Annotated in this window: 11 protein-coding genes; 7 read left to right on the top strand and 4 right to left on the bottom strand. The window is 69.3% G+C overall.

Features of this window, described 5'->3' with window-relative positions; translation table 11 throughout:
• The 4 genes from VNF92_05035 to VNF92_05020 form a co-directional block, all read left to right on the top strand.
• A partial coding sequence (locus VNF92_05035; GenBank protein ID HVA57231.1) for a hypothetical protein occupies positions 1 to 202 on the top strand: 202 nt, incomplete at its 5' end.
• Positions 199 to 2,853 (top strand): protein kinase, encoded by a 2,655-nt coding sequence (locus VNF92_05030; protein ID HVA57230.1) that lies wholly within the window; start codon positions 199 to 201, stop codon positions 2,851 to 2,853. The genes VNF92_05035 and VNF92_05030, both read left to right, overlap by 4 nt.
• A 109-nt stretch (positions 2,854 to 2,962) precedes the next feature.
• Positions 2,963 to 4,435 carry an oligopeptide:H+ symporter gene (locus VNF92_05025; protein HVA57229.1) on the top strand — a complete coding sequence of 491 codons (1,473 nt, stop codon included), beginning with the start codon at positions 2,963 to 2,965 and terminating at the stop codon, positions 4,433 to 4,435.
• A complete protein-coding gene (locus tag VNF92_05020; GenBank protein HVA57228.1) occupies positions 4,435 to 7,080 on the top strand; it encodes a protein kinase in 2,646 nt (881 codons plus the stop codon). Before VNF92_05025 ends, VNF92_05020 begins: the two co-directional genes overlap by 1 nt.
• A 45-nt stretch (positions 7,081 to 7,125) precedes the next feature.
• Here the strand turns inward: VNF92_05020 and VNF92_05015 are convergent, their stop codons facing one another.
• The 3 genes from VNF92_05015 to VNF92_05005 form a co-directional block, all read right to left on the bottom strand.
• The gene (locus VNF92_05015) at positions 7,126 to 7,686 is read right to left on the bottom strand and encodes a nitroreductase (GenBank protein HVA57227.1); all 561 of its coding nucleotides are present in this window, start codon (positions 7,684 to 7,686) and stop codon (positions 7,126 to 7,128) included.
• Positions 7,687 to 7,772: 86 nt separating this feature from the next.
• The gene (locus VNF92_05010) at positions 7,773 to 8,168 is read right to left on the bottom strand and encodes a PIN domain-containing protein (GenBank protein HVA57226.1); all 396 of its coding nucleotides are present in this window, start codon (positions 8,166 to 8,168) and stop codon (positions 7,773 to 7,775) included.
• Positions 8,165 to 8,449: a CopG family transcriptional regulator gene (locus VNF92_05005; protein ID HVA57225.1), complete on the bottom strand. Its 285-nt coding sequence runs from the start codon at positions 8,447 to 8,449 to the stop codon at positions 8,165 to 8,167. Before VNF92_05005 ends, VNF92_05010 begins: the two co-directional genes overlap by 4 nt.
• Before the next feature lie 165 nt (positions 8,450 to 8,614).
• On the opposite strand from VNF92_05005, the gene VNF92_05000 reads away from it, so the two are divergent.
• Together VNF92_05000 and VNF92_04995 are read left to right on the top strand one after the other, a co-directional pair.
• Complete coding sequence (locus tag VNF92_05000) at positions 8,615 to 11,917, top strand: PDZ domain-containing protein (GenBank protein ID HVA57224.1); 3,303 nt, start codon at positions 8,615 to 8,617, stop codon at positions 11,915 to 11,917.
• A gap of 100 nt (positions 11,918 to 12,017) precedes the next feature.
• A complete protein-coding gene (locus VNF92_04995) occupies positions 12,018 to 15,296 on the top strand; it encodes a PDZ domain-containing protein (GenBank protein HVA57223.1) in 3,279 nt (1,092 codons plus the stop codon).
• 80 nt (positions 15,297 to 15,376) lie between these two features.
• Here the strand turns inward: VNF92_04995 and VNF92_04990 are convergent, their stop codons facing one another.
• Positions 15,377 to 16,441 (bottom strand): prenyltransferase, encoded by a 1,065-nt coding sequence (locus VNF92_04990; GenBank protein HVA57222.1) that lies wholly within the window; start codon positions 16,439 to 16,441, stop codon positions 15,377 to 15,379.
• 140 nt (positions 16,442 to 16,581) lie between these two features.
• On the opposite strand from VNF92_04990, the gene VNF92_04985 reads away from it, so the two are divergent.
• Positions 16,582 to 16,870, top strand: a 289-nt coding sequence (locus VNF92_04985) for a protein kinase (GenBank protein HVA57221.1), incomplete at its 3' end; no start/stop codon positions are given.

Here is a 16,870-nt window from a genome sequence, read left to right as displayed (position 1 = left end):
CGGCGCAGCGTTTCAGGTGGGGCAGCCGCGGGTGTTGTTCGCGGCCGGGGGGTATTTCCTGAACGCGTTCTCGCAGCAATGGGCCGTGGCGCCCGACGGGCAGCGCTTTCTCATGATCCAGGGAACCACGGGTGACGCGGTGCACGTGGTGGTGGTATTCAACTTCCTCGACGAACTGAAACGAAAGATGGCCGGCCAATGACCGTGGCTCCCGACCGTCTCGCCGCGGCCCTCGCCGATCGCTATCGCATCGAGCGCGAGCTCGGCCAGGGCGGGATGGCGACGGTCTATCTCGCCGAAGATCTCAAGCACCATCGCCAGGTCGCGATCAAGGTCCTCAAGCCCGAGCTCGCCGCCGTCTTGGGCGCCGACCGGTTCGTGCAGGAGATCACGACCACCGCGCAGCTGCAGCACCCGCACATCCTGCCGCTGTTCGACTCTGGGAGCGCCGACGGCTTCCTGTACTACGTGATGCCGTACGTCGAGGGCGAGACCCTGCGCGACAAGCTGAATCGCGAGACGCAGCTCGGCGTCGATGAGGCGGTGAAGATCACGCGCGAAGTGGCCGACGCGCTCGACTACGCGCACCGCCGCGGCGTGATCCACCGCGACATCAAGCCCGAGAACATCCTGCTGCACGACGGGCGGCCGATGGTGGCCGACTTCGGGATCGCGCTGGCGGTGAGCGCCGCGGGCGGTGGGCGGATGACGGAAACCGGTCTCTCGCTCGGCACGCCGCACTACATGAGTCCCGAGCAGGCGACGGCGGAGAAGGACATCACCAACCGCGCCGACATCTACTCCCTGGCGAGCGTGCTGTACGAGATGCTCACGGGAAATCCGCCGCACGTGGGGGCCTCGGCGCAGCAGATCATCATGAAGATCGTGACCGAGGACGCGGCGCCGGTCACGCAAATGCGGAAGTCGGTCCCGGCGAACGTGGCGGCCGCGCTCGGGAAGGCACTGGAGAAGCTCCCCGCCGACCGGTTCGAGAGCGCGAAGTCGTTTGCGGATGCGCTCGCCGATCCGCACTTCGCAACGACGCAAAGGGAATCGACGGCCGCGGCCGCGCACGGCGCGCGGATCTGGCAGCGTGACCCTCGCACGCTTGCGCTCGCGGCCGTTGCCGTCCTCTCGCTGGGCATCATGGCGTGGGCACTCGTTCACCGCGGCCGCGGGAATGGACCGGAGGTCTACGACGTCGCGCTCCCCGATAGCGCTGCGATGGATTTCGCCGGCTTCACGCCGAGTACGCCGTACGGCTCTCCGCTCCGCGGCATCTCGCTCTCGCCGGACGGACATGTGGCCGTGTACGTGGTCAAGCAGGGGAACTCGACGATGCTCTGGCGCCGCAGCCTCCGCGACACGAGCGCGGCGCCCATCCAGGGCACCGAGGGCGCCAGCGCTCCGCGCATCTCTCCCGACGGATCGCGGCTGGCGTTCGTCGCTCGCACGAGCCTGATGACCGTTGCCATGGCGGGCGGGCAGCCGCGCGCCATCGCCGATTTCGACGGCGACCCCTACGCCCTCGACTGGATCACGCCCACGACGCTGCTCGTGGTCGACCAGGGCGGTCTCCGCTTCCGGCGTATCGATCCGGATGCGGGGACGGTCGACACCCACCGCGTTCCGTGGTGCTTCGACGGCAGCTGGGTGCCCGACCAACGCCGGATGTTGTGCACCTTCCGCGGGGTGGGCTGGGTTGTCGACCCCGCCACCGGCGGGGTCTGGGCTCTGAAGACGCGGACCGCCGGCGGGCAGCCCTCGATCCCGCTGGCGGGCTTCGAGTTTCGTCTCGTCGACGGCCGATACCTGGTCTACCAGGTTTCTCAAGGCGAACTGCGTGCCGCGCGGTACGACCCAGCCACCCAAACCGTGGGCCGATCGGTTTCGCTGCTTACGGGTATCCGGGCGGGCGGAGTCGGGTCGGCGGACTACGATGTCGCCCCTACGGGGATGCTGGTATTCGCCCCCGGCGGCAACGCGCAGATCGGAAGGCTCGCGGAGCTCTCACCCGGCGGATCGCCCCAGCCGCTGGCCATCCCGGCCGATGCGTATCAGCGCTGGGACGTGAGCCACGATCGACGCTGGCTTGCCGCCGTCGTGGGGGGACCGGGCTACTACGAGCTGCGGATCTACAACCTGCGTAGCGGTCAGTCGTTCGCCTGGCTGCGGGCCGCATACGTCGATCAGCCGCTTTGGGGCGCGGACGACTCCACGCTGATCGTGGAGGTGCAGGACTCCGCCGGTGCCGCCATCCTGCGGGGGGCCCCTGCATCCGCGGCGGCGCCGGACACGATCTACGCGTCTCACGACGCCGACGCGGTTCCGACGTTGCTGGACTGGTCCGCCCCTCATCAGGCGCTCGGCGCGATCGGAACCACACACCGGATCGTCCGCTTCGATCCGCTCGCGCGGACCGCCCGGTTCGATACCATTGCCCGCGACCGGATCTATGCCATGACGTCCCCCGACGGACGCCACATCGTGTTCAGCCAGTTGGCGGGGAGCCGCGTCGTGCTGACGGCCAATCCCCCGGGGTCATGGGAACGCCAGGTCGCCACCAGCGCCGTGGAACCCATCTGGCTCTCCAACTCGGAGATCCTCTATCGATCCGGGTTCACGTGGTACGCGGTGCAGATCGACCCGCCGACCGGGGAGCCGTTCGGGACGGCATCCGTATGGGGAGCCGATCCGCGCTTCTCCGACACCTTCGGATGGTCCAACCGGCCGGACTGGGAAGGTGGCATCGTCTATCTCCAGGGTCCCCAGGACCGCGGTGCGACGTACCTTCGAGTCATTCCCCGCTGGTCGACGTCGATGGAGCGCGCCGTGGACGCGGCGAACCGATGACGACCCCTCTCGATCGCCGCACCGCCGCCCTCGCCGACCGCTGCCGCATCGAGCGCGAGGTTCGGGCATGCTCCGCACCGCCGACCATTCACGGGTTGAGGAAACCAATATGACGACCGAGGCGCAGGAACGTTCGCGGACGAAGGGATTCACGACCCTCTTCCTGGTCGAGATGTGGGAGCGGTTCGGCTACTACGGCATGACGGCCGTCGTCGTGCTCTACATGGTGCAGCAGCTCGGCTACACCGACGACCGCGCCAACCTCACCTACGGCGCGTTCGCGGCGCTCGCGTACACCGTTCCCTCGGTGGGCGGCTGGATCGGCGACAAGATCCTGGGCAGCCGCCGCACGACGGTCCTTGGCGCGTTGATCCTCGCGCTCGGATACATCGGGCTCTCGATTCCGAATCATCCGGGGCTGCTCTTCCCCGCGCTGGCCGTGGTGGCGGTGGGCGGAGGCATCTTCAAGGCGAACCCCGCCAACATGATCTCCAAGCTCTACGAGGGGGACTCCGCCAGGATCGACAGCGCGTTCACGATGTACTACATGGCGGTCAACATCGGTTCGGCGGCATCGCAGATCGCGACGCCGCTCATCGCGGTCAAGGTCGGATGGCACGCCGCGTTCGCCGTCTGCGCGGCGGGCCTGGTGGTCGGCATCCTCAACTACCTCGCGATGAGCCGCTACCTGCGGCACGTCGGTTCGGCGCCGGACTTCGAGCCGCTCGACGTGAAGCGCCTCGTCCTGGTGCTGATCGGGATCGTCGTCGGCATCGTGCTCGTGACGTACATCGTCCAGAACCGGACCGTCGCGCGGGCGACGGTGTTCCTCGGGTTTCTCGCCATGCTCGCCATCTTCTGGGTCATGGGGCAGCGGGGAAACGAGCGCGAACGCAAAGGGCTCGTCGCCGTCCTGATCCTGACCGGCCTCGGTATGCTCTTCTTCATCTTCTACCAGCAGATGTCCACGTCGCTCACGCTCTTCTCGCTCCGCAACGTCAACCTCAACCTCTTCGGCTACGACGTGCCGGCAGGGCAGGTGCAGGCGCTCAACCCGGTTTGGATCTTCATCCTGAGCCCGGCGCTCGCCTGGCTGTACACGCGGCTCGGACGGGGCGAGGGCGGCGACTTCCACATCTCGACGAAGTTCGCCATGGGGTTCGCGGTGCTGGCCGTGGGCTTCTTCATCTACGGCTTCAGCGGCCGCTTCGCCGCCGGCGGCAAGATCTCCTTCTGGTTCATGGTCGCCGGCTACGGCTTCCAGTCGCTCGGCGAGCTCCTGATCAGCGGACTCGGCCTCGCCATGGTCGCGCGTTACGTCGGCCCGTCGCTTCGCGGGTTCATCATGGGCGTCTGGTTCCTCGGGGTCGGAATCGCGCAATACATCGGCAGCTACGTCGCGACCTACGCCAGTGTGCCCCAGAACGTGACCAGCCCCGTGGACACGCTGCCGCTCTACACGAGCCTCTTCACGAAGCTGGGCATCGTGGCCGTGATCGGCACCGTGATCGCGGCCGCGTTGATCCCGTTGATGAAGAAGCTGTCGGCCGTGAGCGAAGGCCCGTGGGAGGAAACGGCGTAGTGGCTGACGTCCCCGCTCGCCTCACCGCGGCCCTCGCCGACCGCTACCGCATCGAGCGCGAGCTCGGCGCGGGCGGCATGGCGACCGTTTATCTCGCCCACGATCTCAAGCACGACCGCAAGGTCGCGCTGAAGGTCCTGCGCCCCGAGCTCTCGGCCGTGATCGGCGGCGAGCGCTTCCTGGCCGAGATCAAGACCACGGCCAACCTGCAGCATCCGCACATCCTCGCGCTGTTCGATTCGGGCGAGGTGGACGGCACGGTCTTCTACGTCATGCCGTACGTCGAGGGCGAGTCGCTACGCGACCGGCTGAACCGCGAGAAGCAGCTCCCGGTGGACGACGCCCTGCGGATCGCGAGCGAAGTGGCCGACGCGCTCGAATACGCACACGGGCACGGCGTGATCCACCGCGACATCAAGCCGGAGAACGTGCTGCTGCACGGCGGCCACGCGCTGGTGGCTGATTTCGGCATTGCGCTCGCCGTGAGCCGCTCGGACGGCGGCACGCGCATGACCGAGACAGGCATGTCCCTCGGCACGCCGCACTACATGAGTCCCGAGCAGGCGATGGGCGAGCGGGAAATCACACCCGCCGCCGACGTGTACGCGCTGGGCGCCATGCTCTACGAGATGCTGGTGGGCGACCCGCCGTTCACCGGGTCGACGGCGCAGGCGATCGTCGCCAAGGTGTTGACCGCGGCGCCCGCGTCGGTCACGCAGCAGCGCCATACGGTTCCACCGCACGTCGAGGCGGCGGTGCTGAAGGCGCTGGAGAAGCTCCCGGCCGACCGCTTCGCGAGCGCAGCCCAGTTCGCCGCTGCGCTGGGCGATACCACGGCGGTGAGCAATCGCCCGGCACCCCGGGACGGAAGCATGGATGCCGCGCGCACGGCCGGCGCGTCGGGGCGCGCGGCGGTCGTCGGCGCGGTGGCCGTCGCGGCGGCGCTGGCGCTTGGCTGGCTGCTCCGCGGTTGGGTCCAGCGCCCCGCCGAACCGGCGCCCGTGCGGTTCACGTTCGACATCGGCCATCCGGGGCTCGAAACGCCGATGCTCGCCATCTCCGCGGATGGCCGGCGCATCGCGATGCAGGTCGAGGACAGTGCTGGGGCCGATCATCTGGTCGAGCGCGATCTCGCCACGACGGCGTTGCGCACGATTCCCGGCACGGATGGCGGGGACTATCCGCAGTATTCGCCGGATGGCAGGTGGCTCGCCTACGCCACTACAGCCAGCGTCCGGAGAATCCCGGTGGGTGGCGGTACGTCCACGGCGGTGACCGATTCGGGATCGAACAACGCGGCGGCGTGGCTCGCCGACGGTTCTCTCATCGTAGCGGGGGAACGCGGGTTGATCGAGTTCCCCGCGGCTCGGGGCCACCCGTTGCCGCTCACGCACCTCGACACGGCGCGGCACGAATTCCGACACTGGAATCCGCTCGCGCTGCCGGGCGGACGCGCCGTCGTGTTCACGGCCTACGCGACGCCGGTGACGCGGTCGCGGATCGAAGCGGTGGATCTCCAGTCGCACGAAATCACGCCGTTGGTGGACGATGCGATGTTCGCGCAGTACGCCACTCCCGGATACCTGCTCTTCATGCGCGACCAGACGATCTTCGCCGTGAGGTTCGATCCGGCCTCGTTGAAGATCAGCGGCACGCCGACCCCGGTGCAGGGCGACGTCTACCAGCAAGTGGATGACGGCTTGGGCAGCTTCGCGGTGTCCCCGAACGGGACGCTCGTCTATGTGAGCGCTCAGGCGTGGAACGTGCCGCGCGAGGTCGTGTGGGTCGATCGCGACGGGCACGCCACGCGCGCGCTCCCCGATACCGGAAGTTGGGCCGAGCCGCGCCTGTCGCCCGACGGCCGGTGGATCGCCGTCACCCAGGTGGCGCCCAAGAAGACCGTGCTGCTCTACGACGTCACCCGGAAGCTGCTCACGGGGCTCACGCACGCGCCAGGCGTGGCGTTCAACGCCGTCTGGATGCCAGACAGCCGGCATCTCATCTACGACTTCGAGACGCCGCAGTTCGACCTGCACGAGATTGCGGCGGACGGCACGTCCGACACGGCGGTGGTCTCGACGCCGTTGGACAAGTATGCCACGTCGATCTCCTCGGACGGACGGCTCGTGGCGTACACCGAAGAGACCAGCACTGGCAGCCGGATCACGATCGCGCAGACCGACGGTCGCGGCGCCCCCCGGGCCCTCGACCCCAAATCCCGATCGGACGAACGGGAACCCGCGTTCTCGCCCGACGGCCGGTGGATCGCGTACGCGAGCAACCCGAATGGCCGGTACGACGTGTTGTTGCGAGCGGCCGACGGCTCGGGGGGGCGCCACCAGATCTCCGTGGACGGCGGCACGGAGCCGCGGTGGACGCGCGGCGGGCGTGAGCTGGTCTACCGCCGCGGCACCGCGATGATGGCCGTGCCGATCAATCCGGCCACCGGAGACGCCGGCACGCCGGTCATGCTTTTCAACGAACCGGTGGTCGGGAGTGCCGGAAACGAACGCGATGTGACGTACGACGTGACGCCGGACGGGAACCGCTTCCTGATGGTGCGTCCCGTTCAGCGCGCCGGCATGCCAACCGCGGTCGTGGTGCTCAACTGGTTCACGGAACTGCGCGAGAAGATGAAGCAGTGACCACGATACCGGCTCGCCTCTCCGCCGCCCGCGCCGCCCGCCGCCCTACGCCACCCAGGTCGTGACTTCGGCCGCCGCGCGCCGCGGCTTCGGCTCGCGCACCTCCGCCGGCTCGCCCAACTGGATCAACGCCACGATCCGCTGGCCTTCCGGCACGCCCACCGCGGCCCGGGCCCGCGGATCGTCCATCACCGCTCCGGTCTTGAGGTGCGTGCCAAGCCCCATCGCGTGCGCCGCCAGCATCAGGTTCTGCACGGCCATCATCGTCGCCGCGTAGTCCTCCTCGCGGATCTCCGGGTTCTCGTCGAGCGTCATGCTCACCGCGATCTCGCCGGGCAGTGCGGACTCCGCGGCGGCGACCTTCCCGGCCACCGCGCGGGCGGCCTCCGGGTCCTCGACCTTCTTGGCCTTGCGTGCGCCGAGCACCTCGCCGTAGGCGCGCCGGCCCTCCGGTCCCAGCACGTAGAAGCGCCAGGGCTGCGTCATGCGATGGTTCGGGGCCTGAACCGCGGCGTCCAGCAGCCGCGCGATCTCGTCGCGGGTGATCGGCCGGTCGGCGAACTGCTTGATGGAGCGGCGGGCGGCAATGGCTTCGAAGAGGTCCATGGGAGTGCCTGGTGCGGGGGCGCGCGTATGACGACCGGAACTGGCGTTGCGTCGCGACGGGCGGCGACCGAGGGCCCGCGCCGGATTCAGGAAGTGCGCGCGCCCATGAGCGGGATGCCCATGGCGCGTGCCACACGCATCATCCGCTTGTCGTATGTTGCCAATCTAACGTCCCGTCCGTGCTCCCGGAGAAAGCTCACCGACGCGAGGTGAAGGGCGTCCAGCGTGCGAACGGGCGCCGGAAACGGCTGGAGCGCGCGCTCCAGCACCGGCGGGCGCAACTCCAGCCACGCCAGTCGCGCCAGCAGAAGTCGGGCCACGTCGCCGTGCGATCGGGCCAACCCGCGGGCGTGAAGCCGCGTCCACAATTCGTATTCGAGCAGTCGGCTCGTGACGAGTTCCTCCTGCCAGAGCTCGACGGGCGGACGGCGATCCTCCGCCAGCAGATGCGCCAGCGCCACCGACGTATCCACGTAGATCATTGCTCGCCGCGATCCCGCGCGAGTTCGGCCAGGAGGGTCTTGAAGCGCGCCACAGGACGCGACGGGGGAGGCGCGGCGGGACCGGTGGCCGCAGGCGTCACGTACCCCGCGTCTGCGAGATCCTGCAACGCCCCGCCAGTGCCCGAATCGCGCATCGTGCTGATCCCACGTCGCAGCGCCTCGGAACGGGATACGCCCAGCTCCTGCGCCGCGCGATCGAGGGCGGCCCGTTCCTCGGCGGTGAGGTAGACCTGGATGGGCTCACGAACCTTCTTGGCCATAGGATGAATTTACCAAAGTCATTACCAAATTCAACACCACGCTCCGCCTCGCGCCCGGCGCCGGCTTGGTGCATGTTTGGCCGTCGTCTCAGCATCCGGGGATCGGTTGACCAAGCGTTCCACCCAGTGGCCGCCAGCCCGCACATCACCCGCCGGAGTTCCGCCATGCAGACTCGCGCTCGCCTCATCGGTCTCGTGCTCGCCCTCGTGCCGTTCGCCGCGCCGCTGGGCGCGCAATCCACGCGGCTGTTGCGCCAGCCTACCGTCAGTGCCACACAGGTGGCGTTCGAGTACGGTGGCGACCTCTGGGTCGTGAGCCGCAACGGCGGCGAAGCGCGGCGCCTGACGGCGACGCCGGCCATCGAGACCGACCCCCACTTCTCGCCCGACGGCCGGTGGGTGGCGTTCACGTCGAACCGTACGGGCATGCCCGAGGTCTGGATCGTCGCCGCCGACGGCGGGGAGCCGCACCGCCTCACCTGGTATCCGTCGCCGTCGTACGCCCGCGGCTGGACGCCCGACGGCAAGGAGGTGCTGTACGCCTCCGACCGCGGCTCGGCGCCGGTGCCGTACGCCCACCTCTGGCTCGTGCCCACCGACGGCGGCCCGCCGAACGAGGTGCCCGAGGCCATGGCCTTCCGCGGATCGTTCTCCCCCGATGGGGCGCGGCTGGTCGTGGACCGCGTGGACCGGTGGGACGTGGAGTTCCGCAACTACCGCGGCGGCCAGAATACCCCGCTCACGATTCTCGACCGCAAGACGCTCGACGAGACGCCGCTGCCCAACGACGAACGGACCACCGACACCTGGCCCGTGTGGCTCGGCGGGAAGGTCTTCTTTCTCTCCGACCGCGACTACACCACGAACGTCTGGTCGTACGACGTGGCCACCAAGCAGCTGGCCCAGGTCACGCACTTCACCGACGCCGACGTGAAGACGCTGGGCGGGGGCGCCACGGATGCCCTCGCGTTCGAGGAAGACGGCTGGATCTGGCTGCTGAATCCGGCGTCGGGCCAGACGCGCAAGCTCGACATCACGGTGCACGGCGATTTCCCCTGGGCCATGCCACACTGGGAGGACGTGAGCCACAGCATCGCCGCGGCGTCGCTGTCGCCCACCGGCAAGCGCGCGCTGTTCGAGGCGCGGGGCGACATCTACACCGTGCCCGCCGAGGAGGGAGACGTCCGCAATCTCACGCACTCGCCGGGCGCGGCGGACCGGTCGCCCATGTGGTCGCCCGACGGGAAGCAGATCGCGTGGTTCTCGGACTCGGGGCCGGGCTACCAACTGATGATCGGCGATCAGCAGGGGCTGGACGCGCCGCGCGCCATTCCCATCGGCGACGAGACGCGATACGCATGGAGCGCCACCTGGTCGCCCGACGGCAAGCACATGGCCTGGGTGGATCAGCGCGCGCGCATTCACGTGATGGACGTGGCCACCGGCGCGCTCGTGACCGCCGACACCGACGGCTCGATCCAGAACCGACGCGGGCTCGGCCTCACCTGGTCGCCGGACTCGAAGTGGCTGGCGTACGCCAAGGAATTTCCCAACCATTTCCATCGCATCGTCGTCTGGTCGCTGGAGAGCGGCAAGAGGGCGGCGCTCACCAACGACCTCGCCGACGCCACGTCGCCGGCGTGGGACAAGGGCGGCCGGTGGCTGTACTTCCTGGCCAGCACCAACCTGGGATTGGCAAGTGCCTGGGCCAACCTGAGCAACCAGCAGGCACGGCCCACGTACGGCGCCTACGTGGCCGTGCTGCGGGCCGGCGACCCCACGCCGTTCGCGCCGCAGAGTGATGACGAGCCGGGAACTCCCGCGCGGCCGTCGGGCGATTCGGCGCGGCGCGGCCCTGGCGGGGCAGGCGCCGGCGGCCGGATGAACGGCGACTCGGCGGTCACGGTGAGCGTGGACGTGGCGGGCATCGATCGGCGCATCGTGGCGCTGCCCGTGCCCGTGCGGAGTTACAGCGCGATCGACGCGGGAGCGGCCGGCGTGGTGTTCCTGTCCGAAGCGATGCAGGACGGCCCCGGCGTGACGGTGCACCGCTTCGACATGAAGAAGCGCAAGGGCGAAGTCTTCGTGAGCGGCGTGCGGCAGGTGGCGCTGTCGTTGGACGGCAGCAAGCTGCTGTATCAGCAGGGCCCCGCGTGGCACCTGGTCGGGACGGCGATGCCGCCCAAGCCCACCGACGGCCGGCTCAACGTGACGCTCCGGACGTGGATGGACCCGGCCGCCGAGTGGCACCAGATCTTCGAGGAAGCGTGGCGCATCGAGCGGGACTTCTTCTACGCGCCCAACCTGCACGGGGCCGACTGGCCGGCGGTGCACCGGCGCTACGCGCCGCTGGTGCCGTACGTGCGGAGCCGCGAGGACCTGCGGTACATCCTCGACATGCTCGGCGGCGAGCTGAGCGTGGGGCACAGCTTCACGGGGGGCGGATACTACCCTCCGGTGGACACGGTGCGCACCGGGCTGCTGGGCGCCGACCTCGAGGCGCAGAACGGACGCTGGCGCCTCACGCATATCTACACATCGGAGAGCTGGAACCCCGAGCTCTCGGCGCCGCTCGCCGCGCCCGGGGTCCGCGCCGCGGAGGGCGACTATCTGCTGGCCGTGAACGGACGGGAACTGACGGCGTCCGAGGATCCATACCGGTTCCTGGATGGCACGGCCGACCAGCAGACGGTGCTCCGGCTGAACGACCGGCCCACGACCGACGGCTCGTGGACGGTGACGGTGGTGCCGCTGCGCAGTGACGTCGCCCTGCGCCAGCGCGCGTGGGTGGAGTCGAACCGCCGGATCGTGGATTCCCTGTCGCACGGCAAGCTGGCGTACGTGTGGGTGCCGAACACGGCCGGGCCCGGGTTCACGTCGTTCAACCGCTACTTCTTCGCGCAGCAGGACCGCGAGGGGGCGGTGATCGACGAGCGGTTCAACGGCGGCGGATCGCTGGACGACTACATGGTGGACATGATGAGCCGCAAGCTGATTGGCGGCGTCACCAACGATGCGGCGGGCGGCATTGACTTCCGCCTGCCCATCGCGGGTGTGCTGGGGCCCAAGGTGCTGCTCATCAACGAGCGGGCGGGAAGCGGCGGGGATTATTTCCCGTGGGCGTTCCGGCAGCTCAAGATCGGTCCGCTCGTCGGCGCCCGCACGTGGGGCGGGCTGGTGGCGGCGTGCGTCCCCTATCCGCTCGTGGACGGCGGTACGATCACCTCGCCGTGCAGCGGCGTGTTCTCCGGCGACCACTGGGTGGCCGAGAACGAGGGGGTGCCGCCCGACATTCCGGTGTATCTCGACGCCAAGGACTGGGCGGCGGGCCGCGATCCGCAGCTCGAACGCGCGGTGCAAGAGGCCCTCACGCTGCTGGAGACCAAGGGGGTCCCGGCGCCGCATCATCCGCCGTTCGTGAACAAGGTGCGGCGGGCAGGGCAGGGTGGCGGGGGAGGCGCGCCGTGAGGCGGGCCCGAGCCCGCATCTCGCGGTTCTGACGCGCGCGGTGCATTTTGGAGCAACGACCGTCGCTGCCACCCCTACCGCACAGCAATCCGGTTCCATCATGCGCACTCGCTTCCTGATCGCGGCGCTCGCGGCCGCCCTGTTCCCGGCCGTCGCCCCCGCCCAATCCACGCGGCTCCTCCATCAACCCGATGTCAGCGCGCAATACGTCGCGTTCGCCTACGCCGGCGACATCTGGCTCGCCCCGCGCAGCGGGGGCGACGCGCGCCGGGTGACCTCGTCGCCCACGGTGGAGAGCGATCCGCACTTCTCCCCCGACGGGAAGTGGCTGGCCTTCACCGGCGAGTACGGCGGCAACCCCGACGTGTACGTCGTGAGCGTGGAGGGCGGCACGCCGCGCCGCCTCACCTATCACCCGGGCGCCGATCTGGTGCGCGGCTGGACCCCCGACGGACAGGACGTCGTCTTCGAATCCCAGCGCACGGGCATGCCCGACGGCGAGCCGCAGCTCTGGACCGTGCCGCTCACGGGCGGTCTGCCCACCCGGCTCCCCGTTCCCCGCGCCCTCTACGGCGCCGTCTCCCCTGACGGCAGCGACCTGGCCTACCAGCTGGACCGTCCGTGGGAAGTCGAGATGCAGCGCTATCGCGGCGGTCAGAACCAGCCCATCCGCGTGATGGACCTCAAGACGTACGCGATGTACAAGCTCCCATGGACCGACAGCCGCGATCAGCAGCCGGTGTGGCTCGGCAACACCATCTACTTCATCTCCGACCGCGACTGGATCAACAACCTCTGGTCGTACGACACGAAGACCAAGGCCCTCAAGCAGATCACGCACTATCGCGACTATGAAGTCGAGAGCGTGAACGCCGGCGCGGGCGTGGTTGCCTACGAGCAGGCGGGCGACGTCCACGTCTACGATCCGAAGACGGGCCAGGACCGCACGCTCGACATCCACGTCACCGGCGACTTCCCCTGGGCCATGCCGCACGCGGCCGACATCTCCAAGGCGCTCACGGCACCGCAGCTCTCGCCCACCGGCGTGCGCGCCCTGTTCGAAGCGCGCGGCGACGTGATCACGGTGCCCACGGACAAGGGAACGTGGCGTAACCTCACGCACTCGTCGGGCATCGCCGACCGCACGCCCATCTGGTCGCCCGACGGCAAGCAGATCGCCTGGTTCAGCGACAGCACGGGCGAGTACGAGCTGATGGTCGGAGACCAGGACGGACTCACCACCCCCCGCGCGTACAAGCTCCAGCAGCCGACGTACTTCTACGCGCCCGAGTGGTCGCCCGACGGCAAGAAGATCCTGTTCACCGACGCCGAGACGAACCTCTGGGTGCTCGACCTCGCGACCGGACAGGAAACGCGCGTGGACCAGGACAACTACACCTGGCCCGACCGCGATCTCTCGCCGTCGTGGTCCCCCGACTCGCGCTGGATCGCCTACACCAAGCGCCTCCTCGGCTCGCAGTACCACGCCGCCTTCGTGTACGACCTCGCGGACCATACCGCGCACCAGGTCACGAGCGGAATGTCCGACGTCATCGATCCCGTGTGGGACCGGAGCGGCAAGTATCTGCTGTTCCTCGCGTCCACGGACTTCGCCCTCCGCAGCGGCTGGCTGGACATGAGTTCGTACAACCAGCCGATGGAGCGGGGCGTGTATCTCGCCGTGCTGTCCAAGGCCGATCCCTCGCCGCTGCTGCCGGAGACGGGCGACGAGCCGGCCGCGACCGGTCACCCGGCCAAGCCGGATTCCAACGGCGCCAAGGTCGAGGCGCCCGAGGTGCACATTGATTTCGACGGGTTGTCGCAGCGCATCCTCTCGCTGGATGTGCCGAGCCGCGACTACGCCAACCTCCGCACCGGGGCGGCGGGCGAGTTCTACTACATCGAGCACGTCCCGAACCGCGCCGACGTCCTGCACCGCTACGACCTCAAGGAGCGCAAGGCGATCGACCTCGTGAACGCCGCCGCCGAGGAGTACGCGCTCTCGTTCGACGGCAAGAAGCTGCTCTACCAGGGTGCGACGCCCATGGGCATGCCCGACGGCCGCTGGGCGGTGGTGGACGCCATCGGTCCCGCGCCGGCCCCTGCCAAGGGGCTCCTCGCCACGTCCGATCTCAAGGTCACCGTCAACCCCATTGTCGAGTGGCGCCAGATCTTCGACGAGGCGTGGCGCATCGAGCGCGATTACCTGTACGTTGCCAACCTGAACGGCGCCGACTGGCCGGCCATCAAGAAGAAGTACGAGGTGTTCCTCCCGTACGTCCGCCACCGCGCCGACCTCACCACGCTGCTCTCGCAGATGCAGGGAGAACTGACGGTGGGGCACAGCTTCGCGGGTGGCGGCGACCTGCCCAAGGCCGACGCGCTGCCGGCGGGACTGCTCGGCGCCGACTACGAAGTGGCCAACGGCCGCTACCGCATCGCCAAGATCTATCGCGGCGAGAACTGGAATCCCTCGCTGCGCGCGCCGCTCTCCGCCCCCGGCGTGGACGTCCACGCGGGCGACTACATCCTGAGCGTGAACGGCGTCGATCTCCTGCCGTCGGAGGACATCTACGAGGCATTCCTCGGCACCGTGGGCAAGCAGGTGCAGCTCCGCGTCAACAGCCGTCCGGTCATGGAGGGCTCGCATGTCGTCACCGTCGTGCCCATCGCCAGCGAGATGACGCTGCGCGAGCGCGACTGGATCGAGGGGAATCGCCGTACGGTGGATTCGCTCTCGCATGGCGAACTCGCCTACGTGTACATCCCCGATACGGGCGAGGGCGGCTATACGAACTTCAACCGCTACTACTTCGCGCAGCAGAACAAGAAGGGCGCGGTGATCGATGAGCGGTTCAACCACGGCGGCAGCATCGCCGACTACATGATCGACATCATGACGCGCCAACTGCACGGCTACTTCAGCCAGCGGCTGGGCGACCGCTACACGGCGGTCACCGCGCCGGCGGCGGCGATCTGGGGGCCCAAGGTGCTCATCATCAACGAGATGAGCGGGTCGGGCGGCGACATGTTCCCGTACATGTTCCGCGAGATGCACGTCGGGCCGCTCATCGGCACCAAGACGTGGGGCGGACTCGTGGGATGGGGCGGCGAGCCGCGGTTCGTGGACGGCGGATTCATCAGCGCGCCGAGCACGGGCTTCTACAACCCCGACGGCCAGTGGGACGTGGAGAACAAGGGCGTGCCGCCGGACATCCAGGTGGAGCAGACGCCCGCGGCGCGCAATGCCGGCCACGACCCGCAGCTGGAGCGCGCTGTGGAAGAGGCCATGAAGCTGCTCAAGGAGCACCCGGTGAATCTCAAGCCGGTGCCCCCGGGCCCCGACCGCATGCATCCCAAGGGCGACGGCGGGCGGTAGTCGTCCCGGAACAGCAAAGCGCCGGCAGCCGCATGCGGCTGCCGGCGCTTTTCCGTGCCGCTACGCGGCGACGGGCGCGGCTACAGCCGTACGGCCGGCGCGAGCGCGCCCAGCGCCAAACCCGCCACGTACAGCCACCCGAACAGGCGGTTGTGCACCAGGCACACGCGATGGTACCAGAGCGGCCAGCCCACGTACCCCGCCGGCGGCTCGCTCGGCGCCGGGGCCGACATGACGCGCACGGCGCGCACCGCGCGCGGCGCGGCGAACAGCACCAGCAGCGCGAACGGGGTGAGCGCGCCCATCGCCACGCCCCCCACGACGATCACGTACATCGCGATCACCGACGCGCGGTTCAGCCGCCGCGCCCACCGCTCGCCCAGCACCACCGGCAGCGTGCGCTGATGCTTGCTCGCGTCGAATTGCCGCTGGTCGATGTGCTTGCCCACGAGAATGGACATCACGCCCAACCCGTAGGGCACCGATGCCAGCAGCGCCGCGTTCGACGCCTGGCCGGCAATCACGTAGTAGCCGCCGGCCACCATCAGCGGACCCCACACGACGAACGCGGCGAGCTCGCCGAGCCCCAGCTCCTTGAGCGCGCGCGGCGCGGCGTCGTACGCCCAGAGGAGCAGGGCGCCCGCCGCCACGAGCAGCACCGCCGGGAGGCCGCGCAGCGCGATGAAGTACACGCCGATGGCGGCGGCGATCGCGACCAGCACCGCCAGCCCCGACACGAGCAGCCGCGAACTCACGGCGCCGCTCAGCAGCGGATGCACGGTGTAGCGCCGGCGCGGCGAATCGGCGGTGTCGTGCCCGCGCCGCGCCCCGAAGTAGTCGTTTGAGAGATTGCTGATGGCGTGGAGCACGACGTATCCCACCAGCACGAGCAGGAACGGCACGACGGCGAAGCGGCGGTCGGTGAGCGCCAGCAGGCCCGCCAGCAGCGCCGCCTGGAACGAGATCACGAGGATCACGCTGCGCGCCGAGTAGAGAAAGCGCGCGATCGGATCGAGCTGCGCCATCTCCTCGGCGAGCGGCGGGTAGAAGCCGGTGAACGCGCGGGCCCATTCGCGCGGGCCGCGGCTGGCGGGCCGGCGGCCCGGCGGAACGGCGGCGGGTGGTGCGGACGGCGATTTGGTCATGCCCAAAGATACCGGGCGGCGCGGGCCCGGCCACGCCGTGCCTGGCGCCTCGGGATCACGCGGCGGGCAGGGCGCGCGCCGGCCTTCCTCTGCGCCGGCCTCCCTCTGGCGCTCGGACCCCGACGAGCGCAGTTTAGCCCGTGCCCGAAACCCCGCATCTCACCGCCGCCCTCAGCGACCGCTATGTCATCGAGCGCGAAATCGGCGCCGGCGGTATGGCCGTGGTGTACCTGGCCCACGACCGGAAGCTCGAGCGCCAGGTAGCGCTCAAGGTGCTGCGCCCAGAATTGGGCGCGGTGCTCGGCGCCGAACGGTTCCTCACCGAGATCAAGATCTCGGCGCGCCTGGATCACCCGCACATCCTCACGCTCATCGACTCGGGCGACGCCGACGGCATGCTGTACTACGTGCTGCCGTACGTGCGCGGCG

It is taken from the genome of Gemmatimonadaceae bacterium (assembly GCA_035533015.1).
Lineage (GTDB): Bacteria > Gemmatimonadota > Gemmatimonadetes > Gemmatimonadales > Gemmatimonadaceae > JAGWRI01.
Note: the sequence above shows the minus strand (reverse complement) of the source record. Positions and strands in the feature narration are given on the sequence as shown.

Coding starts and splice junctions, on each gene's coding strand:
- VNF92_05030 (HVA57230.1), top strand. CDS start 199: ATGACCGTGGCTCCCGACCGTCTCGCCGCGGCCCTCGCCGATCGCTAT.
- VNF92_05025 (HVA57229.1), top strand. CDS start 2,963: ATGACGACCGAGGCGCAGGAACGTTCGCGGACGAAGGGATTCACGACC.
- VNF92_05015 (HVA57227.1), bottom strand. CDS start 7,686: ATGGACCTCTTCGAAGCCATTGCCGCCCGCCGCTCCATCAAGCAGTTC.
- VNF92_05010 (HVA57226.1), bottom strand. CDS start 8,168: ATGATCTACGTGGATACGTCGGTGGCGCTGGCGCATCTGCTGGCGGAG.
- VNF92_05005 (HVA57225.1), bottom strand. CDS start 8,449: ATGGCCAAGAAGGTTCGTGAGCCCATCCAGGTCTACCTCACCGCCGAG.
- VNF92_05000 (HVA57224.1), top strand. CDS start 8,615: ATGCAGACTCGCGCTCGCCTCATCGGTCTCGTGCTCGCCCTCGTGCCG.
- VNF92_04995 (HVA57223.1), top strand. CDS start 12,018: ATGCGCACTCGCTTCCTGATCGCGGCGCTCGCGGCCGCCCTGTTCCCG.
- VNF92_04990 (HVA57222.1), bottom strand. CDS start 16,441: ATGACCAAATCGCCGTCCGCACCACCCGCCGCCGTTCCGCCGGGCCGC.